Annotated in this window: 19 protein-coding genes; 9 read left to right on the forward strand and 10 right to left on the reverse strand. The window is 68.7% G+C overall.

Annotated features, from left to right (window positions below; translation table 11 throughout):
* Window positions 1-69: 69 nt before the first annotated feature.
* Complete coding sequence (locus tag BLV97_RS13950; protein WP_051645789.1) at window positions 70-1983, reverse strand: cation:proton antiporter domain-containing protein; 1914 nt, start codon at window positions 1981-1983, stop codon at window positions 70-72.
* Between the two features lie 7 nt (window positions 1984-1990).
* On the reverse strand, window positions 1991-2449 hold the full coding sequence (locus BLV97_RS13955; protein ID WP_035837481.1) for an Lrp/AsnC family transcriptional regulator: 459 nt from the start codon (window positions 2447-2449) through the stop codon (window positions 1991-1993).
* 135 nt (window positions 2450-2584) lie between these two features.
* Between BLV97_RS13955 and hppD the strand changes: the two genes are divergently transcribed.
* Entirely contained in the window at window positions 2585-3679 is a 1095-nt protein-coding gene (gene hppD / locus BLV97_RS13960; protein WP_035837483.1) for a 4-hydroxyphenylpyruvate dioxygenase, read from the forward strand.
* Window positions 3680-3754: 75 nt separating this feature from the next.
* Here the strand turns inward: hppD and BLV97_RS13965 are convergent, their stop codons facing one another.
* Window positions 3755-6382 carry a hypothetical protein gene (locus tag BLV97_RS13965; RefSeq protein ID WP_035837485.1) on the reverse strand — a complete coding sequence of 876 codons (2628 nt, stop codon included), beginning with the start codon at window positions 6380-6382 and terminating at the stop codon, window positions 3755-3757.
* A 150-nt stretch (window positions 6383-6532) separates the two neighbouring features.
* Here BLV97_RS13965 and BLV97_RS13970 point away from each other — a divergent pair, with 150 nt between their 5' ends.
* Window positions 6533-7273 carry an SIMPL domain-containing protein gene (locus BLV97_RS13970; protein WP_244521031.1) on the forward strand — a complete coding sequence of 247 codons (741 nt, stop codon included), beginning with the start codon at window positions 6533-6535 and terminating at the stop codon, window positions 7271-7273.
* A 38-nt stretch (window positions 7274-7311) separates the two neighbouring features.
* Here the strand turns inward: BLV97_RS13970 and BLV97_RS13975 are convergent, their stop codons facing one another.
* From BLV97_RS13975 to BLV97_RS13985, 3 genes are all read right to left on the reverse strand, one after another.
* Entirely contained in the window at window positions 7312-8598 is a 1287-nt protein-coding gene (locus tag BLV97_RS13975) for an O-acetylhomoserine aminocarboxypropyltransferase/cysteine synthase family protein (RefSeq protein WP_035837487.1), read from the reverse strand.
* 89 nt (window positions 8599-8687) lie between these two features.
* On the reverse strand, window positions 8688-8948 hold the full coding sequence (locus BLV97_RS13980; RefSeq protein ID WP_035837489.1) for a hypothetical protein: 261 nt from the start codon (window positions 8946-8948) through the stop codon (window positions 8688-8690).
* A gap of 69 nt (window positions 8949-9017) precedes the next feature.
* A complete protein-coding gene (locus BLV97_RS13985) occupies window positions 9018-9542 on the reverse strand; it encodes a DUF2239 family protein (protein WP_035837491.1) in 525 nt (174 codons plus the stop codon).
* Window positions 9543-9610: 68 nt separating this feature from the next.
* Between BLV97_RS13985 and BLV97_RS13990 the strand changes: the two genes are divergently transcribed.
* The gene (locus BLV97_RS13990) at window positions 9611-9940 is read left to right on the forward strand and encodes a GIY-YIG nuclease family protein (RefSeq protein ID WP_035837493.1); all 330 of its coding nucleotides are present in this window, start codon (window positions 9611-9613) and stop codon (window positions 9938-9940) included.
* Here BLV97_RS13990 and BLV97_RS13995 read toward each other — a convergent pair.
* Together BLV97_RS13995 and BLV97_RS14000 are read right to left on the reverse strand one after the other, a co-directional pair.
* A complete protein-coding gene (locus BLV97_RS13995; RefSeq protein WP_092164111.1) occupies window positions 9937-10962 on the reverse strand; it encodes a hypothetical protein in 1026 nt (341 codons plus the stop codon). The two genes, BLV97_RS13990 and BLV97_RS13995, sit on opposite strands and share 4 nt — an antisense overlap.
* A 135-nt stretch (window positions 10963-11097) precedes the next feature.
* Complete coding sequence (locus BLV97_RS14000; RefSeq protein WP_035837510.1) at window positions 11098-11547, reverse strand: MarR family winged helix-turn-helix transcriptional regulator; 450 nt, start codon at window positions 11545-11547, stop codon at window positions 11098-11100.
* 115 nt (window positions 11548-11662) lie between these two features.
* Here BLV97_RS14000 and BLV97_RS14005 point away from each other — a divergent pair, with 115 nt between their 5' ends.
* The 3 genes from BLV97_RS14005 to BLV97_RS14015 all read left to right on the forward strand — a co-directional run bounded on the left by BLV97_RS14005 (window position 11663) and on the right by BLV97_RS14015 (window position 15893).
* On the forward strand, window positions 11663-12373 hold the full coding sequence (locus BLV97_RS14005; protein WP_035837554.1) for an HAD family hydrolase: 711 nt from the start codon (window positions 11663-11665) through the stop codon (window positions 12371-12373).
* Between the two features lie 79 nt (window positions 12374-12452).
* Window positions 12453-14009: a trimethylamine methyltransferase family protein gene (locus BLV97_RS14010; RefSeq protein ID WP_035837512.1), complete on the forward strand. Its 1557-nt coding sequence runs from the start codon at window positions 12453-12455 to the stop codon at window positions 14007-14009.
* Between the two features lie 96 nt (window positions 14010-14105).
* Window positions 14106-15893: a DUF4153 domain-containing protein gene (locus tag BLV97_RS14015; RefSeq protein WP_051645791.1), complete on the forward strand. Its 1788-nt coding sequence runs from the start codon at window positions 14106-14108 to the stop codon at window positions 15891-15893.
* A 54-nt stretch (window positions 15894-15947) separates the two neighbouring features.
* On the opposite strand, the gene BLV97_RS14020 is transcribed toward BLV97_RS14015, so the two are convergent.
* Window positions 15948-17147 carry a pyridoxal-phosphate-dependent aminotransferase family protein gene (locus BLV97_RS14020; RefSeq protein WP_035837514.1) on the reverse strand — a complete coding sequence of 400 codons (1200 nt, stop codon included), beginning with the start codon at window positions 17145-17147 and terminating at the stop codon, window positions 15948-15950.
* 342 nt (window positions 17148-17489) lie between these two features.
* On the opposite strand from BLV97_RS14020, the gene BLV97_RS14025 reads away from it, so the two are divergent.
* From BLV97_RS14025 to ygfZ, 3 genes are all read left to right on the forward strand, one after another.
* The gene (locus BLV97_RS14025; protein WP_035837516.1) at window positions 17490-18188 is read left to right on the forward strand and encodes a fused DSP-PTPase phosphatase/NAD kinase-like protein; all 699 of its coding nucleotides are present in this window, start codon (window positions 17490-17492) and stop codon (window positions 18186-18188) included.
* Window positions 18185-19912, forward strand: coding sequence for an ABC transporter ATP-binding protein (locus tag BLV97_RS14030; RefSeq protein WP_035837558.1), 1728 nt, complete (start codon window positions 18185-18187; stop codon window positions 19910-19912). Before BLV97_RS14025 ends, BLV97_RS14030 begins: the two co-directional genes overlap by 4 nt.
* 112 nt (window positions 19913-20024) lie before the next feature.
* Window positions 20025-20819 carry a CAF17-like 4Fe-4S cluster assembly/insertion protein YgfZ gene (gene ygfZ, locus BLV97_RS14035; protein WP_035837519.1) on the forward strand — a complete coding sequence of 265 codons (795 nt, stop codon included), beginning with the start codon at window positions 20025-20027 and terminating at the stop codon, window positions 20817-20819.
* Here ygfZ and BLV97_RS14040 read toward each other — a convergent pair.
* Window positions 20816-21247 carry an Lrp/AsnC family transcriptional regulator gene (locus BLV97_RS14040; protein WP_035837521.1) on the reverse strand — a complete coding sequence of 144 codons (432 nt, stop codon included), beginning with the start codon at window positions 21245-21247 and terminating at the stop codon, window positions 20816-20818. The genes ygfZ and BLV97_RS14040 overlap by 4 nt on opposite strands.
* Window positions 21248-21306: the final 59 nt, after the last annotated feature.

The raw sequence follows: 21306 nt of genomic DNA on the forward strand, positions 1-21306 counted from the left end.
GGCTCGGGCCGCCCCCGCCCGGGGGGCGGCGCCCCCGCTGGTGTCGGCAAGGCGCGCGTCGGGCCGGCCCTAGCCGCCGTCGACCTTCACCCCGACAGGCGGCTCGCGATGCGGGTGATCCTCGTCCAGCTCATCCAGCAGCGCGGCTTCGAGTTCCGTATCCAGTTCCTTCGCCCGTGCGATATAGGCCTCGTTCAGATGGATGGGTTGCCCGGAAACCCATAGCTCGGCAAGTTCCCGGATCGAGGCGCGGTCGCGCTGGTAATAGGCCTGGGTGACCTTGGCGGCCTCGTATTCGGTGAGGCCCGCGTTTTCCAGCACATAGCGCCCGGCGCGGACAGAACTGTCGAAGGTTTCGCGCACGATGTCGTCGGCTCCGGCCTGGTACAGCTCGTACACATCGGCGCGGTCGCGGGCGCGGGCGACGATATGGATGCCGGGGTTTTCAAGCCGGGCATGGCGCACGATCTTAAGGGCGCTTTCGCGGTCGTCGACGGCGACCACCAGCACCTGGGCCTCGTGCAGCCCGGCGGCGGCCAGCAGTTCGGGGCGGGTCGGGTCGCCGTAGAAGCCCTTGACCCCGAAGCGGCGCATCAGTTGCACCGCGGCCATGTCGGCATCCAGCACCACGGTCTGGATACCGCTCATCCGCACCAGCCGGTTGACGACCTGGCCGAAGCGGCCGATGCCGGCGATGATCACCTTGCCCTTCTCGTCGATCTCGTCCGCGGCCTGATCGGCGCCGGCCTTTTCAGAGAAGCGCCGGGCAATGCGCGCCTGGGCCACGAACAGCAGCGGTGTCAGCAGCATCGACAGCCCGATCACCAGCAACAGGATATCGCCCACCGGTCGCGGCAGCACCGTTTGCTGGACCGAGAAGCCCACCAGCAGGAAACCGAACTCTCCCGCCTGGGCCAGCGACAGTGCGAACAGCCAGCGGTCGCGGCCCTTGATGCCGAAGATCGGCGTCAGCCCCAGCAGAACGCCAAGCTTCAGCGCCATCACCCCCAGCGTCAGGCCAAGAATCAAAAGCGGCTCGGCCGCGAGCACCTGAAAATCGATCCCCGCGCCCACGGTGATGAAGAAAAGCCCCATCAGCAGGCCCTTGAATGGCTGGATATCGGCCGACAACTGGTGCCGGAATTCCGAGTTCGCCAGCACCACGCCCGCCAGGAAGGTACCCAGCGCCGGCGACAGGCCCACCAGCGTCATCAGAAAGGCGATGCCCAGCACGATCAGAAGCGCGATCGCGGTCGAGATCTCTGGCAGATGCGCGGCATGGACGAAACGAAACACCGGCCGCGTCAGGTAATGCCCGCCCAGCACGATCGCCGCCACGATCGCCAACGTCAGCAGCGTCACCCCCCAGCCGGGCAGGCCCTGCACCAGGCTGACCACCGCATTCGCCGGATGGTCGCCCGTGGTGCCGTTGCTGGCGCCCAGCATCTTCAGCAGCGCCTCGGGAGAGATCCCGTAGGCCAGCAGCGGCAGGAAGGCCAGCATCGGCACCACCGCGATATCCTGGGTCAACAGTACCGCGAAGGCCGAGCGCCCGCCATTGGTGCGCATCAGGTTGCGCTCATTCAGGGTCTGCAGCACGATCGCGGTAGAGGAAAGCGACAGGATCAGCCCCACCGCCAGCGCCATCTTCCAGGTCAGCCCCAGCGCGATTCCCGCCGCCATCACCCCCGCCGCGGTGCCCAGGATCTGCAGCCCGCCCAGTCCGATCAGCTTGTGCCGCATGGTCCACAACACGCGCGGCTCCAGCTCCAGCCCGATCAGGAACAGCATCATCACCACGCCGAATTCGGCCACATGCTGCAGATCGCCGGTCTCGTGCCCGGTCAGCCCCATCACCGGCCCGATCACGATCCCCGCCGCCAGGAACCCCAGCACCGAGCCCAGCCCCATCCGTACCGCAAGCGGCACCAGGATCACGGCGCTAAGCAGATAGAGGCTGGCAAGGTAAAGCGGCGCTTCCATGGGCTCCTCAGGTCGGCAGGGGGGCGTCGGATTTGAACTGATCCATGACGATCTGGCTATGCACCCGGGCGACGGAAGGGTGCGGCAGCAGCGTCTGATGGATCAGCCGGTTCAGCGCCGCCAGATCTTTGCAATAAACCCTTAGAAGATAGTCCGCCGTGCCGGTCAGCGTCCATGCGCTTATTACCTCGGGGCGCGCCGCAATCAGCGTGTGGAACGCTTTTGCGGCATTGGGGGCATGGGTTGCCATCTCGACCTGCACGAAGGCCTGCACGGACAGGCCCAAAAGCCCCGGATCCAGCCGCGCGGCATAGCCCAGGATATAGCCCACTGATTCGAGGCGCTGGCGCCGCCGCCCGGCCTGGCTGGGCGACAGGTTCAGCACCTTGCCCAGCGCTTCGGCCGTGAGGTGGGCGTCTTGCTGCAGGGCGGTCAGGATTCGGGAATCGGTTGGGTCCAGCGTCATGCGGATTCCTCGCGCGTCGGTCCGGGTTCATGAAGGTTTCCCGCATGACCGTACCACGACGCGCCCCAAAATGCGCGCAAATTCCGCGCATCCGGGCGCATGATGGGTCTAGCGCAAGGAACAGGAGAATTTCCCATGGGACCTTTCCCGCACAACGCCCCCCGGGCGACGATCTCTGATCAGAACCCCGCCGGCACCGACGGGTTCGAATTCGTCGAATTCGCCCACCCCGAGCCTGAAAAGCTGCGCGAGACCTTCGCGCGCATGGGCTATGCCCTGACCGGACGCCACAAGACGAAGAACATCGAACTGTGGCAGCAGGGCGACATCACCTATTTGCTGAACGCCGAGCCCGGCACCCATGCCGCCGCCTTCATCGAGGAACACGGCCCCTGCGCGCCTTCGATGGGCTGGCGCGTGGCCGATGCCGATCATGCCTTCAGGCACGCTGTGGCCCGGGGCGCCACGCCCTATGAAGGCCCCGGCAAGGCGCTGGACGTGCCCGCGATCCTGGGCATCGGCGGCAGCCTGATCTACTTCGTCGAAAACTATTACGACACCTCGCCTTACAACGAAGAGTTCGCGTGGCTCGCACAGTCGAAGCCGGCGGGCGAGGGCTTCTACTACCTCGATCACCTGACGCATAATGTCCACAAGGGCAACATGGATGTCTGGTTCAAGTTCTACGGCGACATCTTCAACTTCCGCGAGATCCGCTTTTTCGACATCGAGGGCAAGTTCACCGGACTCCACAGCCGCGCGCTGACGTCGCCCGATGGGCGCATCCGCATCCCGATCAACGAGGACCGGGGCGAGACCGGGCAGATCGTCGAATACCTCAAGCGCTACAACGGCGAGGGCATCCAGCATATCGCGGTCGGCTCCGATGATATCTACGCCTCTGTCGACGCGATCGCCGAAAGGGGCGTGAAATTCATGCCCAAGCCGCCTCATGCCTATTACGAGGCGAGCACGGGGCGTGTGAAGAGCCATCAAGAACCCATTGACAGGATGGAGAAACACGGGATTCTGATCGACGGCGAAGGGGTCGTCGGCGGGGGCGAGACGCGGATCTTGCTGCAGATCTTCTCGCGCACGGTGATCGGGCCGATCTTCTTCGAATTCATCCAGCGCAAGGGCGACGACGGCTTCGGCGAGGGCAATTTCAAGGCGCTGTTCGAGTCGATCGAACAGGACCAGATCAACCGCGGCGTGCTGAAGGCCGGCTAGGCGCGTGGCGGGCACGCCCGAGCGGGGCGTCTTGCCGGGGGGGCATCCCGGCGTGGCGGCCAGGGCGCGGGCCCGTCAGCCCTTGGGCATGGCCAGGCGGATGTTGCGCCCGCCCTTGACGTAATACAGTTCATGCTCGCCGATGGCGGAAACCTGGCCGCCATCCAGCCGGTCGCCCACCTTCACCTTGAGGATCTTGCCGCGCGAGGTGCGCACCAGTGCCTGGCGCTGCGATTGTGCGCCGAAGACTCCGATCAGGCTCAGCCGGTTCAGGCTGATGGCGTTCTTGACGGTCGCACGTTTCGCGACCGAAGAGCGGGTCGGAATGCGCGGGGCGACGGCCGCGGGTTCGGGTTCGGCGTCCTGGGCTTCGACCGCGCCGGAATCCGTGACCGCCGACGCCGAGGCTGCCGTCGAGGCCGCGCGCGCCGCCTGCGCGGCGGCCAGAGCGGCCGCGACGATCTTCGAGAAATCCGCCGGCCGCTGCGGCGGCACCAGCGAAGAGGCGACCGCCAGGCGGCTCGCATCGGGGAAGCTCTCGGGTTGCGGTGCGGGTTGGGGCGCGGGTTGCGGCGCGACCTGGCCCTGCGCGGGCTGGTCCTGCAACGGGGCGGCGGCGGTTGGGCTGCCGGGTCGGGGGGGGGGAACCACGGGCGGGCGTCCGGCATAGACCACGGCCCCATCGGGGGTGCGGGCGCCCTTGGCTGTCGGCACCACCAGCCCGTCGGGCCCAAGATCGAACTTGGTGCCATAGGCGGGCGGATCGACCGGCGCGCGGAATGCGGTGTCCTGCCGTTCGGCCGGCACCGGGGCCGGGGGATGCGCGGTGGCGCTGGCGGCGGGGGGCGGGGCGGCGATGCCGGGCCAGGTGATCGTGCCAAGCGCGCTGGGGGCGGGGGGGCGTGACGGCGCGGGCGCCTTCTGGACCCGGATCGTCGCCGGCACCAGCCGGGTGACCGGATCTGACGGCAGTGCCGGGGTGTCGCCCGCGGGCTGGGCGCCGGGCCCGGCGTCGCGCGGGGCGGCATGCGGCGCGGCCGGACGCAGCGTCTCGGCGGCGGCGGGCGTTTCGGGGCCGGGGGCGATGTCGGCAGGGCTTTCACCGGGTGCGGTCAATGGCCCGAGGTTGGCCAGCACCGGATTTGGCAGTGTCAGGTTGGGCAGCGGGTTGGGCTCGGTGATCCGGGGCTTCGCCGGGCCGGACAAGGGGGGCGGCGCGGGCTGTACGAGGGCGGTGCGGGTCTGGTCGGGGCCGGTCCCTCGGTTGCCGAAGTCCAGGACCGACCACCCCAGCAGGAACGCCAGCGCCCCCACGGCCGCGACCGCCAGCGCGATCAGCACCAGGCGCGGGTTCCGGCGCGGATGCGTCCGGGCCATCATTGCAAGGAAGGGATCTTCCTGCGGCCGTGCGGCGGCGTCGACCGCGGCGCCGATCAGCAGCGGCGGCACGGCGGCGGTGTGCGATCCCCGGGGCGGCGCGGATGCCGGCGGAGAAGCCATCACGCCGGTGGCGCCCTCGTGGGACGGAGAAGCTGCTGGGCGCGCCTTCGGGCGGCGCTGCGCCGGAGGAGACGGGGACTTGGGCGGCCGGCGGCGGGAAGGCGGCTTGCCGCGGCCGCGCGTGTCTTCGGCGGCGGCGTCTTTCGGGGCGGCGGCCTCGGGCGTCGCCCCGGTGTCGGGCGCGTCGGGCGCGTCCGGTTGCGTCTGGCGGCGCGACGCGAAGACCACGTGCCCGCCGGCGATTTCCGTCAGCGATTTTGCCATATTGGCCGCCAGCGCCCCCGCCAGCGACTCGGTGGGCGGTGCAGGGGTGGTCAGGCCGCCGGGCGCCTGGGCATCATCCTTCTGCGCTGGCGTCCGGTCGTCGTGATGGGGCTGCCGGGGCGCGTCAGCTTCGGCTTCGGCGGCCGAGACATCGGCGACAGGGGCTTTGGCCGGGGTGCCGGGGCGGGCAGCCGCTGGGGCTTCCGCGACCTTTTCTTTGGGATCCGCGGCTGCGCGCGCCCCATGCGGGTGCTGGGCGGCGTCTTCTGGCGTTTCGGCGCCGTCCCGCACGGGAACGGGCGGTGTCGAAGCGCCTGGATCCCGCCGCGCGGGTTCCGCCGCCGGCGGCTTTGCCTCGGCCGCGGCGGCGACCGGTGCGCGGGGCAACACGGCCTTGCCCACGATCGCCACCGGCATGTCGTCGCGGTCAACCCTTGCATCCTTTCCCAGGACCTTCGCGCAGTTCTCGGTCTGGCCGAAGAAGGGCTCGCCGTCGAAGCTGCCGGGATCGGGGGCGGCGACGAAGGAGACCGGGTTGAACCCATGCTGGGCGGCGAAGGCTTCGGCCTCTTGCAGCGTCGCGCGCGCGACGGCGGCGACCTGCAGTTCGGGCCCCTCGCCGGCGATGTCAAAGACGATTTGGTCCAGCGCATAGGGGGTTTGCCCGTCGAGCGCCGCGGCCACCTGCGCGCGGCGCTGCGCCTCGGATCGGCCGGGGGCGGTGATGGTCGTGTACAGGATCTGGTCTTGTGGCAGGATCAGCTTGGTCGTCAGGCCGTGCGGGTCCAGATCCAGCGCGGTACGGCGCAGATAGGCCAGCGCCTGGCCAAGTTTCGGGTCATCGGGCGCGGCTTCGCCCACGACCAGCCAGCCGCGGATCGCGCGGTGCAAAAGCACAATGCCTTCGCTCGACAATTTCAGGGCGAAACCGGGTTTCATCGCATGGCTCTAGCACAGGTCGGCCCACCCTCGGGAGTCGCCGCCGGGCCTTGTCCGTTCCTATAGCAGGAAATTGCCGAACGGAAGTTGCTTGGGGCTTGCGGCGCCGCGTGCGCCCGGGGGATGCTGGCGGCGATCAGGGAGGTGCCGATGAAGATCGTGAAGCAGATGCGGGCGGGGGCCGCCGTGCTGGGGCTGGTCCTGGGTCTGACACTGGGGCTGGGGGCCGGGACGCCTACGCAGGCAGAGACAGCGAGTGTGGCAGGGCCGGCCAGGATCACCGTGACCGGCCGGGCCGAGGTCAGCGCCGCCCCCGACATGGCGGTGGTGACCCTGGGTGTCACGACCGAGGCAAAGACTGCCGCCCAGGCAATGGCTGAAAACAGCCGTGGTCTGGATCGGGTCTTCGCGGCGCTGAAGACTGCGGGGGTCGCGGCGCGCGATATGCAGACCTCGGGCCTGTCGCTTGGCCCCCGCTGGGCACGCCCGACCGAGGGCGCGGCGCAGCGGGTCGTGGGCTTTACGGCTGCGAACGGCGTCACCGTCCGGGTGCGCAAGCTTGACGCGCTGGGTGGGGTATTGGATGCGTTGGTAAGGGCCGGTGCAAATACGATCAACGGGTTGCAATTCAGCGTGTCCAACCCCGGCCCGTTGCAGGACGCAGTCCGCGCGCAGGCGGTGAAGGACGCCCATCGCAAGGCCGCGCTGATGGCCGAGGCCGCGGGGGCCAAGCTGGGCCGGGTTCTCTCGATTTCCGAAAACGGCGGTGGCCCGCGCCCCTTGCCGATGCTGCGGATGGCGGCCCCGGCCGGGGCCTCCACGGTGCCGGTCTCGGGGGGTGAGGTCGGCTTTTCCGCCGATGTGACGGTGACTTACGCACTGGCGCAGTAGGCGCAGGGTCTGCGCCTCAGATGCCGCGCTCGGCCCGCTCAGGCCGTCGCCCTTGCCAGCGCCTGATCGAGATCGGCGATCAGGTCGTCGGCATCCTCGATCCCGATCGAAAGCCGCACGACCTCGGGCGCGGCGCCGGCGGCGCGTTGCTGCGTTTCGGTCAACTGCCGATGCGTGGTCGAGGCCGGATGAATGATCAGCGATCGCGCATCGCCCAGGTTCGCCACGTGGCTGAACAATTCCAGGCTGTCGACCAGCCTGACACAGGCGTCGTAGCCGCCCTTCACCCCGAAAGTGAACAACGCGCCCGCGCCCTTGGGGCAGATCCGCGGCACCCGTGCGTGATAGGGCGAGGACGCGAGGCCCGGATAGGTCACCTCGGTCACCCGCGGATCGGCCTCCAGCCATTCGGCGATCTTCTGGGCGTTCTCGACATGGCGGGCCATGCGCAGGCTCAGCGTCTCGATCCCCATCAGCGTGTAATGCGCGGCCTGCGGGTTCATGGTCATGCCCAGATCGCGCAGGCCCACGGCGATCGAATGGAAGGTGAAGGCGAGCGAGCCGAAGGTTTCGTGGAATTTCAGCCCGTGATAGGCGGGCTCGGGCTGGGAAAGCGAGGGGAACTTGTCGCTGGCCGACCAGTCGAAGGTGCCACTGTCGACCACCGCGCCGCCGGTGACGGTGCCATTGCCGGTGAGATATTTGGTGGTCGAATGCACGACTAGGGCCGCGCCATGCTCGATCGGGCGGCACAGATAGGGCGTGGCGCTGGTGTTGTCGACGATCAGCGGCAGGCCCGCGTCCCGGGCGATGGCGGAAATTGCATCCAGATCGGTGATATAGCCGCCGGGGTTGGCGATGGTCTCGCAAAAGATCGCGCGGGTATCATCGTCGATCGCGGCCTTCACGGCATCCAGATCGTCCATGTCGACGAACCTCGCCGTCCAGCCGAAGCGTTTGAACGTCTGGCCGAACTGGGTGATCGTGCCGCCATATGCCCTGCTGGACGCCACCACGTTGCGCCCCGGCGCCATCAGCGGAAACAACGCCATGATCTGCGCCGCATGGCCCGAGGCGCAGCACATGGCCCCCACGCCGCCCTCCAGCGTGGCGATGCGTTCTTGCAGCACGGCGACCGTAGGGTTGGTGAGGCGCGAATAGATGAACCCCACCTCCTGCAGATTGAACAGCGCCGCGGCATGGTCGGCGTCGCGAAACACATAGGCGGTGGTCTGGTAGATCGGCGTCTGCCGCGCGCCGGTGGCCGGATCGGGCCGCGCGCCGGCATGGATTTGCAGGGTGTCGAAACCGTAGGTTTTGCTCATCGGGGCCTCCCTCGAATGCCTGGGACAGAGCCTAGGGCAGGCCGGAACGGCGCACAACGGGCGGGCGGCGCACCGACCGGCGGGCCGCGTCAGGTTTCATGCCTCCCGCCAAGATATTTGGGCCAGAAAGCAGACAGGGTTCCTCTATTTCCGTCTTTCTGGTGAAAATATCCCGGGGAGCGCGAGGGGCTCGCCCCTCGCTTCCTTATCTGGTCTTCGAGCATCGGCAGGGTGGCCACGGCATGAAGGTCATAGGCTTTGGCGCCGCTGATCGGGGCGGGCGGGGCGAGGCCGGGGTTGGAGCGGTAATCGGCGATGTCGCGGAAGCTCAGCAGGTTCAGCATCACCATCGGGCCCGCGATGCCGCAGGTGAAGAGGGCGTTGGCGGCGGCGTGCGGATCGGCCGGCCGATATGGGGCTCAGTCATCCCCGTCCCCGGTGGCAAGCGCTAGGGCATAGGTGCGCAAGTCCTCGGGCCAGGCGGCAACGCAGGCCGCGAAGCGGTCGGTGTCGCCGGCGAAAAGGGCGCGCAGGGCCTCTTCATAACCCGGCAGGTCGCCGGCGAGCGCCTGCAGCGCGTGATAGGTGCGTTCCTGGGCGACCCGGGCGCGGGCGTCGGGCGACCGCCGGGCGGCCTCGACCAGCCTGCGCAGCGTGGCCGAAGCGCCGCCGGGCTGCGCGTTCAGCCAGTCCCAGTGGCGCGGCAGCAAGGTCACCTCGCGCGCCACCACGCCCAGCTTCGGCCGCCCCGGTCCGCGCGGCGTGGGCGCGTAGCGCGCCGCGATCGCCGCCGCCCCGCCGCTCAGGTCCAGATCGACCACCCGGCCGGTGGCATCGTCGATCACCAGCGCCGGATCCTGCCCGGCCAGCGCCTTTGCCACTTCGGCCATCCCGCCCGCGGCGACCCGCCGGCCCGCGCGAAAGGCAGTCACAGAACGCTCCATCCGTCTCTCCTTGATTATTTCATCCGGGTCAAATATATCGCCCGGGTAATATTCGCAAGAGGCAAGAGATGTCGGTGGATCGCAAGGCCGCGGCGGCGGCGTGGAAGGAGAAGAAGGTCGCGGCGGGGGTCTATGCCTTCCGTGCGCCGGATGGCGTGGTCTGGGTGGGCGCGACGCCGACCCTGGACGCGGCCGAGAACCGGCTGCGCTTCACCCTGCGCACTGGCAGTTGCCGGGTGCCGGCCCTGGCCCGGACCTGGCGGGCGGCGGGGGGTGAGGGCTTTGTTTTTGAGGTGCTCGAGACGCTGGACCCCGAGCTTGGCGCGATGACGCGGGCGCGGCTTCTGAAGGAGCGTCTTGCCCATTGGCGCGGGGATCTGGGGGCGGAACCGCTTTAGCGCAGCCAGAGGTTTTCGCGTTTGATCGCGTTGCGGATCATCTGCTCGCGCCGGGGCAGCGCGTCGCGGTCGAACAGGGCGCGGATGCGGGCGCCCTTGCCCTGATAGACCAGCTTGCGCACCGCCTCCGAGCCGCGCAGCAGCTTCTTCATCGGGTTCGGGGCGGCGATCTCTTCCAGCACCTCGACCACCCGGTCGCTTTCGCGTGCGTAAAGCAGCGGCAACAGCCGGTAGTGGCAGGTGACATCACCGTCGAGCCCTGCCAGGCTCGGCCCCGGTCGCCCGCCGCCGAGGGAATGGATCACCAGCGGCAACGCCACCTGATCGAGCCAGGGATCAAGCGACTGGCAGACGATTTCCTCGGGCCCGTCGTCGCGGATCGCCAACGCATAGTCCAGAAAGCGCCGGCCAAAGGCCTGCGGGTCGCGATGAAAGAACCAGCCTGCGTTGAAATAAAGGTAGCGGCCCCAGTATTCGTCGGGCTGGTCAAGATCCAGCGTCGGTGCGAAATCCAGCCCGAACTTGTCGTAAAGCGATTTCCAAGTGGCGCTGTAGCCCGGCCCGTAAAGCTCGATCTCGGGCCAGGTGCCTTCGCGCCGCATCGAGGCCGCGGGGCGGTCGAAATCGAAGCCCAGCGTGCTCAGATCGCCGGTGATCAGCGTGTCGGTGTCGAAGAAGACGAAGGGCGCGTCCGGGGGCAGGGCGGTCAGCGCCTCGATCTTGTTGCCATAGGGGTAATCGGCGCCGAAATGGCGGCTATCAAACGGCAGGAAGCTGGCGCCGAGGCTTTCCAGCATCTCGCGGACCTGCGGATCACCGATGCGCGGATCCTTGGGCCAAAGCGGGCCCGGCTGCGGTTCTGCGATGAACAGCTGGCCCGCGAAATCGGGGTTGGTTGCGCGCAGCGAGGCCGCGAACAGCAGCGCCTCATATTGAAGGCGACCGGCCTGGGCGATGATCAGGATGTTGAAGGGGCGGGGCGCCTGGGCCGCGCCCGGGGCGGTGTCGTTCGTCGCTGCCATTCGCTGCCTCGGGGGTTGTCGCGACGCAGTATAGGCGCTTTGCCGCCCGGCGAAAGGCCCGGCGCCGGCAGGTGCTTTGCGCGGCGAGGGGGCCACCCGCCCTCTGTTTTGCGCCCTGGTCTTCGCTTTCTGGCCTCAGAACCGCGGCAGGTTGCGCGCTTCGCCTTCGCGCAGACGGGCCATCAGTTCCTGCAGGGCGCGGGCTCCGCCCTCGGGCAGTTTCGACAGGAAATGGCGGGCGTTTTCCTCGGCCACCGGGGTGGCGCGTTCACACAGCGCGGCGCCCTCGGGGGTGGTCTCGACGCGGGTCGTGCGCCGGTCGGTGGTACCCCCCGAGCGTGCGATCCAGCCCGCGGCCTCCATCTGCCGCAACGCGCGAGAGATCGCCGTTCGGTCGATGCCGATGAATTCCGCGATCTCGGAAGGCCGGGTCAGCCGCTCGACATGCAGCGCCAGCAGAACGCACCAGGTAAGGCGCGTCAGCCCGTGTTGGCGCAGGCCCTCGTCCAGCCGGCGTTCCTGCAATCGCGAGGTCAGCGTCAGTTGATAGAGCAGCGATTGATGAAGCCGGTAACCTTCTGTCATCGGCCCTCTGTTCCCGATCCGCCGCAAACTGTCAATTGCGCGGGCGTTGCATTGGCCGCCGCGCCGGGCGATGCTAAAGGCGGTCGGGCCGCGTCTGGCCAGCCGGGAGGACACCATGATCACGGGCATTCTGTTCGACAAGGATGGCACCTTGTTCGATTTCAACGCGACGTGGCGCGATTGGACCGAAGGCCTGCTGCTGGAACTGGCGCGGGGCGACAGCCTGCGGGCCGGGCGGCTGGCGACGGTATTGGGCTATGATCTGGCAGAGGGGCGGTTCAGCCCCGATTCCATCGTCATCGCCCATACGCCCGAAGAGGTCGCCGCGGCTCTGCTGCCGCATCTGCCCGGGCAGACGCCGGCCAGCCTGGTGGCGCGCATGAACGTGATCGCGGCCGACGCGCCGCAGGTCGAGGCGCTGCCGCTGGCGCCGCTGCTGACCGGGCTGCGCGCCCGCGGCCTGCGCCTGGGCGTGGCCACGAACGACAGCGAGGTCGCGGCGCAGGCGCATCTGGAAACGGCCGGCATCACGGCCTATTTCGATTTCATTGCGGGTTTCGATTCCGGCCATGGCGGTAAGCCGAGCCCCGGAATGCTGCTGGCCTTTGCCGACCGCTTCGGCCTTGATCCTGCTCAGGTACTGATGGTGGGCGACAGCCTGCACGACCTGATCGCCGGCCGCGCCGCGGGGATGCGCACCGTCGCCGTGCTGACCGGCCTTGCCGGCGCCGAGGAACTGGCGCCGCTGGCCGAGGCCGTGCTGCCCGATATCGGCCATCTGCCGCGCTGGCTGGATTCCCAGCCCGCCGATCGCGCGAAAGTCTGAAAGCGACGAAATCCGTCGCAAAGGAAAAGATTGCCCACCGCGCCCATGGTTTCCTGTGCCGAAGCACAGGAGAAAACGCATGAGCGAAACGGCAACGCGGCGCCGCCGGTCGGGCGGACGGGCCGGACATCAGACCCGCGCGGGACATGCGGCGATCGAGCAGATGCCCTGGCGCATCCCGCTCAACCCCGACCGCCCGGTCGAGCCGCTGGACGACGCGGGCGTCGAGGCGATCCACCGCGGCGCGATGCGGATCCTGCAAGAGATCGGGATCGAATTCCTGAACCCCGAGGCCGTCGAGATCCTGCGCCGGGCGGGCTGCCGCGTCGCGGGCACCAACGTCCGCATGGACGAGGATTTCGTGACCGAGATGCTGGGCCACGCGCCCGAAAGCTTCACCATCACCCCGCGCAACCCGGGGCGCGAGATCGTGGTGGGCGGCAGGCACATGGTCTTCGTCAATGTCTCGTCTCCGCCCAACGCCTGGGACATGGTGCGCGGCAAGCGCCCCGGCGATTTCGCCACCTTCCAGGAATTCATCAAGCTCACCCAGTATTTCAACTGCATCCACGTCGCCGGGGGTTATCCGGTGGAACCTATCGACATCCACCCTTCGGTGCGCCATCTCGACTGCCTGCGCGAAAAACTGATCACCACCGACAAGGTGGTCCACGCCTATTCCCTGGGCGCCGAGCGGGTCGAGGACGTGATGGAGATGACGCGCCTTGCCGGCGGGCTCAGCCATGACGCGTTCGAGGCCAGGCCGCGGATGTACACCAACATCAACTCGGTCTCGCCGCTGAAGCATGATTACCCGATGCTCGATGGCGCGATGCGTCTGGCGCGGCGAAATCAGCCGGTTCTGGTCACGCCGTTCACCCTGGCCGGGGCGATGGCGCCGGTGACGATGGCCGGCGCGGTGGCGCTCAGCCTCGCCGAGGGGCTGAGCGCGATTGCACTTTTGCAATATATTCGGCCCGGGTGCCCGGTCGGAATCGGGACTTTCACGTCAAATGTCGACATGAAGTCCGGCGCGCCCGCCTTCGGGACGCCGGAATACATCCGCGCAACCCAGATGACCGGGCAATTGGCGCGGCGCTACAAGTTGCCGATGCGTTCATCGGGTGTCTGCGCGGCCAATGTGCCGGATGGCCAGGCGATGTGGGAAACCTCAAATTCCCTATGGGCTGCAGTCACTTCCGGGACGAACTTCGTCTATCACGCGGCGGGGTGGCTGGAGGGCGGGCTGATCGCCAGCCCCGAGAAATTCGTGATGGATTGCGAGTTGTTGCAGATGATCCAGCGCTATTTCGAACCCGCCATCACCGACACATCGGATGACGCCATCGCGCTGGACGCGATCCGCGAGGTCGGTTCGGTGGGGCATTACTTCGGCTGCGAACATACCCAGCAGCGCTATGCCACCGCCTTCTATGCTCCCTTCGCCAGCGACTGGCGCAATTACGAGGCCTGGGTGGCGGACGGCGCCGTCTGGACGCAGGAGCGCGCGCACCGGATCTACAAGGCGATCCTGGCCGACTTTGCCCCGCCGCCGATGGACGATGCCGCGCGCGGCGCGCTGGAGGAATTCGTGATCCGACGCAAGGAAGAGGGCGGGGCGCCCACCGACTTCTAGGCGCCGCGCTGCCGGCGGCGCGGGCATCGCGCCGCACCGGGGGCGCAGCGGCTGGCGCGGGCGGTCGCGCCCCGCTAATGTGGCGGCGATGCAGACATGAGGATCGCCGTGTCGGAAGAGAACGTGCTTGGCCCGCGGCTGCGTGTGGTGCTGGGATTGGCGGGGGCGCTGTGCGGGGTTTCGGCCTGGCTGTTGTTCGACGTCTATGCCCAGGGGCAGTTGGCGCCGCGCCTGCACCTGTTTCTGGCGCTGTTCTTCGGGGTGTTCTTCGGCGCGTTCCTGATATCGGTCGGGCCTTTGCGGCTGGCCCGCGCGGCACTGTCGTCGCTGGCGCTGGCGGCGGTCGTGGCCAGCCTGGTGTGGTGGGCAAGCTTTCGCTTCGCCGATCCGCGCGACCTGTTCGCCTCGACCGAGACGCTGCTGGCGGTGGTGCTGCTTTCGACCCTGCCGTTGCCCTTCCTGATCGCCGCAGGGCTGCCCGGGGCGGGCTGGCACGACTATCCGGCGCTTTTCACCCAATCCTGGTCGATCGTCGTGCGCTATGCCTCGGCCTGGCTGTTCGTTGCGGTGGTCTGGGCGGTATTGTTCCTGTCGGATCAGCTGTTCTTGCTGGTTGGGATCACGCTGCTGAGCCACCTGATCAGCACCGACTGGCTGGCCTATGTGCTGACCGGCCTGTCGCTGGGGATCGGGCTTTCGGTGGTTGACGAGCTTTCCGATTATGTCTCGCCCTTCCTGATCTTGCGACTCTTGCGGGTGATCATGCCGGTGGTGACCCTCGTGGTCGCGGTATTCCTGGCGGCGCTGCCGTTTCAGGGGCTGAGCAACCTTTTCGGGCAGATATCGGTGGCGGGGACGCTGCTGGCGATGGCGGTGGCGGCGGCGACGCTGGTGACGGCGGCGCTGGACCGCGACGACGACGAGGCGGTCCGCAGCAAGCCGATGCAGTTTTCGATCCAGCTTCTGGCGCTGATGCTGCCGGCGCTGGCCTTGCTGGGCGGCTGGGCGATCTGGCTGAGGGTGGCCGAGCACGGGCTGACACCACCGCGGATCGGCGGGCTGACGGGCGCGGGCCTGTTGCTGCTTTACGGGCTGAGCTATGCGGTGTCGGTGCTGCGGCGCGGGCGTTGGGGGGCGCGGATCCGGCGCGACAACCGGGTGCTGGCGCTGGTGGTGATCGCGGTCGCGGGCCTGTGGCTGACGCCGCTGTTCAACGCCGATGCGATCACCGCGGCGAACCGCGTCGCGCGCTACCAACGCGCGGCCACCCCGCCGGGCGCGGTGGATCTATACTACCTCAAGACCCGGCTGGGACATGCCGGGACCGAGGCGCTGGCAACCCTGCGCGCGATCGCCGCCCGCCCGGAGCAGAAGGCATTGGCCGAACGTTTCGCCGATCTCGATGCCGGGCGGCTGGGGCCGGGGGCCAAGGTGCCTGCCGACATCGCCGATCTGCGCGCCCGGCTGACCCGCGATCTGGCGGTGCGCCCGAAGGGAGAGGGCGCAAACCTGAAGGCCCAGATCCTGTCCACCCGCAGCGTCTGGCAGCTGAAGCTTTGGGCCGAGGCCTGTACCCGTACTCTGCCTTCGGGGCAGCCCGGCTGCGTGCTGCTGGTCGGCGATTTCCTGCCCGACAGTCCCGGGCAGGAAGCGCTGTTGCTGACGCGCGACAATGCCGGGCGGCTGCGCATCGACGGCTTTGCCCACCGCAGCGAGGGCGGGGCGCTGATGCGGGTGAACGGCGCGCGGCAATTGCTGCCCGGGGCCAAGGCGCCGTCCTCCGTGGCGGTGATCGAGGCGGTGCTGGCCGGCAAGACCTCGCTGTCTCCGGCCCGGGTGCAGGCGCTGGATATCGGCGGGCTGCAGCTGATGGTGCAGCCCTAGAATCCGGGAAGGACCGGCGCGGGGCCGGTGCGGGGCCGGTGCGGAGGGACGCCTTCAGCGTCCCGCGATCACCGCCGTCGCGGCCTCGATCCCGCCGGGGGAATGGGGGATCTGCAGGGCGCGCAGGCCGGCCTCCATCACCGCGATGGCGCCCAGGGTCATATGGGCGTTCACATGGCCCATATGGGCCACGCGCAGGAAGCCGTGATAGGCCGGATCGCCCGGCGCGGCCATGCCCAGCCCGATGCCCAGGGTCACGCCGGCCTCGGTCTCGGTCCAGTCGCGCAGCGCCGTGGCATGGGGCGCGCCCAGCCGGGCCGCTGTGACGGATCGGCCGCGATGGGCCGGGTCGGCGATGTTCAGCGCGATATCGGGCACATCGCGGCCCCAGGCCTCGAAGGCCGCCCAGACCGCGCGGGCCAGGGTGTCGTGGCGGGCCCAGATGGCCTGCAACCCTTCCTCGGCGATCATGTCGAGCGCCTCGCGCAGACCGTAGAGGTGATGGGTCGGCGCCGTGCCGCCGAAATACTGGTAGAATTCCTCGGGCGCCGCGCGTTCGGTCCAGTCCCAGTAGGGCGTGCGCAGGTCCGCGCCCTCGCAGGCCGCGCGGGCCTTTTCGGAGAACCACAGAAAGCCCAGGCCCGGCGGCGTCATCAGGCCTTTCTGGCTGGCGCCCACGGTCACGTCGACGCCCCAGGCGTCCATGTGATATTCCTCGCACCCCAAGGAGGCGATCGTATCCACCGCCAGCAACGCCGGATGGCCCGCCGCGTCCAGCGTGGCCCGCACCGCCGCGATGTCGTTGCGCACCGAACTGGCGGTGTCGATATGGGTGACCATCACCGCCTTGATGCGGTGGTCGGGGTCGGCTTCCAGCGCCTCGGCCAGCCGCGCGCAATCGACCGGCGAGCGCTTGCCGAAATCCAGTGTCTCGACCGCGACCCCCAGGCGCCGGGCGCTGTCGGCCCAGCCTTCGCCGAAGCGGCCGGTGACCAGCACCAGCGCGCGGTCGCCGCGCGAGAACAGGTTGCAGTTCGCGGCTTCCCAGGTGCCGTGCCCATTGGCGATGTAGATCGCCACGTTGTGGCGGGTGCCCGCGACGGCCTTCAGATCGGCGGTCAGCCTGGGCATCATGCCGGGCAATTCGCCGGCATAGATGTTGGGCGCGGCGCGGTGCATCGCGCGCAGCACCCGGTCGGGCATGGTCGACGGGCCGGGAATGGCAAGATAGGGGCGGCCATGGGCAAGGGACATCGGGAAACTCCGCAAGGCTTTTGATTTCCGTAGTCCGGGGCGCAGGGGGCGTCAATGCGCGACGCCCCGGGCGCGCACCGCAATCGCGCCCCCGGGCGGGGTGCGCGCATGATCTGCCCACATCAGGGGCAGGTCGGGCCAGCAGCCGACCGATCCCGCGCCCCCGGGGCTGGGCGCCTTCATCGGCGTGTCCGGCCCCGCCCGGGCACCGGCCGAAACGGACCTGGCGATCCGGGCCGGATGCGCGCGTCGCGGTGGCATTGCTTGCCAGGCTTCGGCTTAGCCGCTAGACCCCGCGCGACGGGTCGCCTCGCGCGCCCGGGGGCCGGATGCGGAGTGCGGATGTTCAAGGCGATGCAACAGCGGCTGAAGGCGATCGAAAACAGCCTCAACAGCACCGACTTCACGAACCTGGCCGATCCCGTGGTCCGCCGCCGGGCGCGCTGGCAGTTCCTGCTGCTCGACCATGGCTTCCTGCGCACGTTCTGGACCAACCTCTATCCGGTGGCCGAAGGCGTCTGGCGTTCGAACCAGCCCGACGCGAAACGCGTGGCGCGCTACCGCGCGATGGGGATCCGCGCGATCCTTAATCTGCGCGGCGAGGGGCGGCTGCCGTTCTACCTGTTCGAAAGCGCCGCCGCCCGCGAGGCCGGGATCGAGATGGTCAACCTGCCGCTTTCGGCCCGCGATCTGGTGCCGCCAGAACGGCTGATTGAGCTGGAACAGGCCTTCCGCACGATCCCGCGCCCCTTCGTGATGCATTGCAAATCGGGCGCCGACCGGGCGGGTTTCGCCGCCGCGCTCTACCAGATGATGATCGAGGGCGCGCCCGTCGAGGTTGCTCAGAAACAGCTTGGCCTGAAGTTCGCGCATCTGAAGCGGTCGAAGACCGGGGTGCTGGATCATTTCCTGCGCTATTATGCGCGCGAACACAGACGCACGGGGATCACGCTGATGGATTGGATCCGCACCGGATACGACCCCGAAGAGGTGACGCGCTCCTTCGCTCAATGGCGCGCGGGCAACTGGGATCCCAGATGACCGGCGCGGCGATGATCGCCTGGCTTTGGCGCAGCTACATGCGCCCCTACCGCTGGCTTTTGCTGGCGGCGCTGGTGCTGATGGCGGTCGAGGGCTCGATGATGGGGGCGCTGTCCTATCTGGTGAAGCCGATGTTCGACCGGGTCTTCGTCGGTGGATCGGCCGGCGCGGTCTATTGGGTGGCGGCGGCGGTATCGGGGGTGTTCGTGGTGCGCGCGCTGTCGGGCGTGGGGCAGCGGGCGTTGATGGCGATCGCGGGAGAGCGGTTCATCGCCGCGATCCAGTCGGACCTGCTGGCGCATCTGATGACGCTCGATCAGCGCTTCCACCAGACCCATCCGCCCGGCGCGCTGATCGAACGCGTGCGCGGCGATACCACCACGCTGCGCAACCTGTGGACCTCGGTGCTGGCAGCGGTCGGGCGCGACGTGGTGGCGCTGGTGTCGCTGTTCGCGGTGGCGATTTCGGTCGATTGGCGCTGGACGCTGGTGGCGGTGGCGGGCACGCCGCTGCTGATCCTGCCGATCCTGGCGCTGCAACGCCTGGTGCGCCACACCTCGCGCGCCGCCCGCGCCAGCGCGGCGGATCTGGCGACCCGGCTGGACGAGATCTTCCACGGCCTGACCACGATCCAGCTAAGCGGCACCGAGGCCCGCGAGGCCGCGCGCTACCGCAAGGAACTGGATCGTTTCGTCGGCGCCCAGGTGCGGGCCGATACCGGATCTGCCGGGATCCCGGCGATGATGGACGTGGTGGCGGCGATCGGCTTTGCCGGGGTGCTGGTCTACGGCGGCTTCCAGATCATCGGCGGGGAAAAGACGGTGGGCGAATTCATGTCCTTCTTCACCGCCATGGCGCTGATCTTCGAACCCCTGCGCCGCATCGGCGCGGTTTCGGGCGCCTGGCAGATGGCGCGTGCCAGCCTCGAACGTCTGCGCGCGCTGTTCGACCGCCCCGCCACGATCGTGACCCCGGCCAATCCCGCGCCGCTGCCCGACACCCTGCGCATCGAGATCGACAACGTCACCTTCGCCTATGACGAGACCCCGGCGCTGAACGGCCTTTCCTTCACCGCCGAGCCGGGTCAGACCACCGCGCTTGTGGGGCCGTCCGGCGCGGGCAAGTCCACGGTCTTCGCGCTGCTTGCCCGGCTGGTGGATCCGCAGTCGGGCGCGGTGCGCATCGGCGGGCGCGATATCCGCACGCTCGACCTTGCCGCGCTGCGCGGGTTGTTCTCGGTGGTCAGCCAGGATGCGGCGCTGTTCGACGAATCGATCCGCGACAACGTGCTGATGGGGCGCGCGGGCGTGACCCCGGCGCAGTTCGACGCCGCCCTGGGCGCCGCCCATGCCGCCGATTTCGTCGCCGCGATGCCGCGCGGCGCCGACATGCCCGCGGGGCCGCGCGGTTCGGCCTTGTCGGGCGGCCAGCGCCAGCGCGTGGCGATCGCCCGCGCGCTGCTGCGCGATGCGCCGATCCTGCTTCTGGACGAGGCGACCTCGGCCCTCGACGCGCAATCCGAAAAACTCGTGGCCGAGGCGCTGGGCACGCTGTCGCACGGCCGCACCACGCTGGTCATCGCGCATCGCCTGTCGACCGTGCGCGACGCCGACAAGATCGTCGTTCTCGATCAGGGCCGTGTGGTCGAGCAAGGCACCCACGAGGACCTCATCGCCCTGGGCGGCACCTATGCCCGGCTGCACCAGCTGCAGTTCCGCGACTGAACCTTCGTCCTGTTTCGAATAGCCTCGGGGGATGGCGGCCTTGGGGACACCCCCCTGTCGAAACGCCTGTCCCATGCTATATCCCCCGGGAACGACCGAAAAGAGGATCAAGATGCCCGGCGAACGCGCCCCCGACCGCCGCCTGTTCCGCCTGACCGGCGAGGACACCCGCGACTTCCTGCAAGGCCTGGTCTCGAACGATGTCGGCCGGCTCGATCAGGGCGTGGTCTATGCCGCGCTGCTGACGCCGCAGGGCAAGTATCTGGCCGATTTCTTCCTGGTGCCCGACGCCGGCGACGTGCTGCTTGACACCCATGCCAGCCTGGCCGAGGGGCTGCTGCGCCGGCTGAACATGTACCGCCTGCGCGCCAAGGTGCAGATCCATGAGACCGATCTTCAGGTCCGCCGCGGCCTGGGCGAGGCCCCCGCCGGCGCCTTTGCCGATCCGCGCCACCCGGCGCTTGGCTGGCGCAGCTACGGCGCGTCTGGCGCCGGGCCGGACGCCGCTGCCGGGCCGGACGCCGCCGCCGCGATCGACTGGGACGCGATCCGCGTCGCCCATTGCATCCCAGAGACCGGGGTCGAACTGATCCCCGATGACACCTTCCTGCTGGAGGCCGGGTTCGAGCGCCTCCACGGCGTCGATTTCCGCAAGGGCTGCTATGTGGGCCAGGAGGTCACCGCGCGGATGAAGCACAAGACCGAACTGCGCAAGGGACTGCGCCGCGTGCGCGTCGAGGGCGCGGCCCCGGTCGGCACCGAGATCGTGACCGAGTCGGGCAAGACCGCCGGCACGCTCTATACCCAGTCGGGTGGCCAGGGGATCGCCTATCTGCGTTTTGACCGGGCCGAGGGGGGGCTGACGGCGGGTGCCGCGCGCGTCTTCGCCGCCCCGGATCAGCCCTAGACCGCCCGGTCGATCTTGGTCGACAGCTGGATCAGGCTTTCGGAAGACCGCACCCCGGTGATCGCGCCAAGCTGATCAAGCACCACATCGAGCGCCTGGGTCGTCTCGGCCGCGATCTGCACGATCAGGTCGAACCGCCCGGTCGTGGTATGCACGATCTCAACCTCCGGCATGGCCTTCAGCCGTTGCAGGATCTGCGGCGTCGAACGCGGTTCGACCTGCAACAGCACGGTGGCGCGAATCCGCCGTGCCAGCACCACATTGCCCAGCTTCACCGTGTAACCGGCAATCACCCCCCCGCGCTCCAGCCGCTCGATCCGGGCCTGCACGGTCGACCGCGCCACCTTGAATCGCCGCGCCAGGCGCGAGGTCGAGGTGCTCGAATCCGACACCAGCGCGGTCAGAAGTTTCTCGTCGAGGTCGTCCATGAAATCTGCCCAAGGTTTTCGTCATTTTGACGACGATTTCGTACAATTCAACCCTTTTC

It is taken from the genome of Allgaiera indica, assembly GCF_900106675.1.
In the GTDB taxonomy this organism is placed as follows: domain Bacteria; phylum Pseudomonadota; class Alphaproteobacteria; order Rhodobacterales; family Rhodobacteraceae; genus Acidimangrovimonas; species Acidimangrovimonas indica.

Bases quoted from the DNA above. Each gene is read 5' to 3' on its own strand.
- BLV97_RS13950 (WP_051645789.1), bottom strand. From the start codon at position 1,983: ATGGAAGCGCCGCTTTACCTTGCCAGCCTCTATCTGCTTAGCGCCGTG.
- BLV97_RS13955 (WP_035837481.1), bottom strand. From the start codon at position 2,449: ATGACGCTGGACCCAACCGATTCCCGAATCCTGACCGCCCTGCAGCAA.
- hppD (WP_035837483.1), top strand. From the start codon at position 2,585: ATGGGACCTTTCCCGCACAACGCCCCCCGGGCGACGATCTCTGATCAG.
- BLV97_RS13965 (WP_035837485.1), bottom strand. From the start codon at position 6,382: ATGAAACCCGGTTTCGCCCTGAAATTGTCGAGCGAAGGCATTGTGCTT.
- BLV97_RS13970 (WP_244521031.1), top strand. From the start codon at position 6,533: ATGAAGATCGTGAAGCAGATGCGGGCGGGGGCCGCCGTGCTGGGGCTG.
- BLV97_RS13975 (WP_035837487.1), bottom strand. From the start codon at position 8,598: ATGAGCAAAACCTACGGTTTCGACACCCTGCAAATCCATGCCGGCGCG.
- BLV97_RS13980 (WP_035837489.1), bottom strand. From the start codon at position 8,948: ATGGTGATGCTGAACCTGCTGAGCTTCCGCGACATCGCCGATTACCGC.
- BLV97_RS13985 (WP_035837491.1), bottom strand. From the start codon at position 9,542: ATGGAGCGTTCTGTGACTGCCTTTCGCGCGGGCCGGCGGGTCGCCGCG.
- BLV97_RS13990 (WP_035837493.1), top strand. From the start codon at position 9,611: ATGTCGGTGGATCGCAAGGCCGCGGCGGCGGCGTGGAAGGAGAAGAAG.
- BLV97_RS13995 (WP_092164111.1), bottom strand. From the start codon at position 10,962: ATGGCAGCGACGAACGACACCGCCCCGGGCGCGGCCCAGGCGCCCCGC.
- BLV97_RS14000 (WP_035837510.1), bottom strand. From the start codon at position 11,547: ATGACAGAAGGTTACCGGCTTCATCAATCGCTGCTCTATCAACTGACG.
- BLV97_RS14005 (WP_035837554.1), top strand. From the start codon at position 11,663: ATGATCACGGGCATTCTGTTCGACAAGGATGGCACCTTGTTCGATTTC.
- BLV97_RS14010 (WP_035837512.1), top strand. From the start codon at position 12,453: ATGAGCGAAACGGCAACGCGGCGCCGCCGGTCGGGCGGACGGGCCGGA.
- BLV97_RS14015 (WP_051645791.1), top strand. From the start codon at position 14,106: ATGAGGATCGCCGTGTCGGAAGAGAACGTGCTTGGCCCGCGGCTGCGT.
- BLV97_RS14020 (WP_035837514.1), bottom strand. From the start codon at position 17,147: ATGTCCCTTGCCCATGGCCGCCCCTATCTTGCCATTCCCGGCCCGTCG.
- BLV97_RS14025 (WP_035837516.1), top strand. From the start codon at position 17,490: ATGTTCAAGGCGATGCAACAGCGGCTGAAGGCGATCGAAAACAGCCTC.
- BLV97_RS14030 (WP_035837558.1), top strand. From the start codon at position 18,185: ATGACCGGCGCGGCGATGATCGCCTGGCTTTGGCGCAGCTACATGCGC.
- ygfZ (WP_035837519.1), top strand. From the start codon at position 20,025: ATGCCCGGCGAACGCGCCCCCGACCGCCGCCTGTTCCGCCTGACCGGC.
- BLV97_RS14040 (WP_035837521.1), bottom strand. From the start codon at position 21,247: ATGGACGACCTCGACGAGAAACTTCTGACCGCGCTGGTGTCGGATTCG.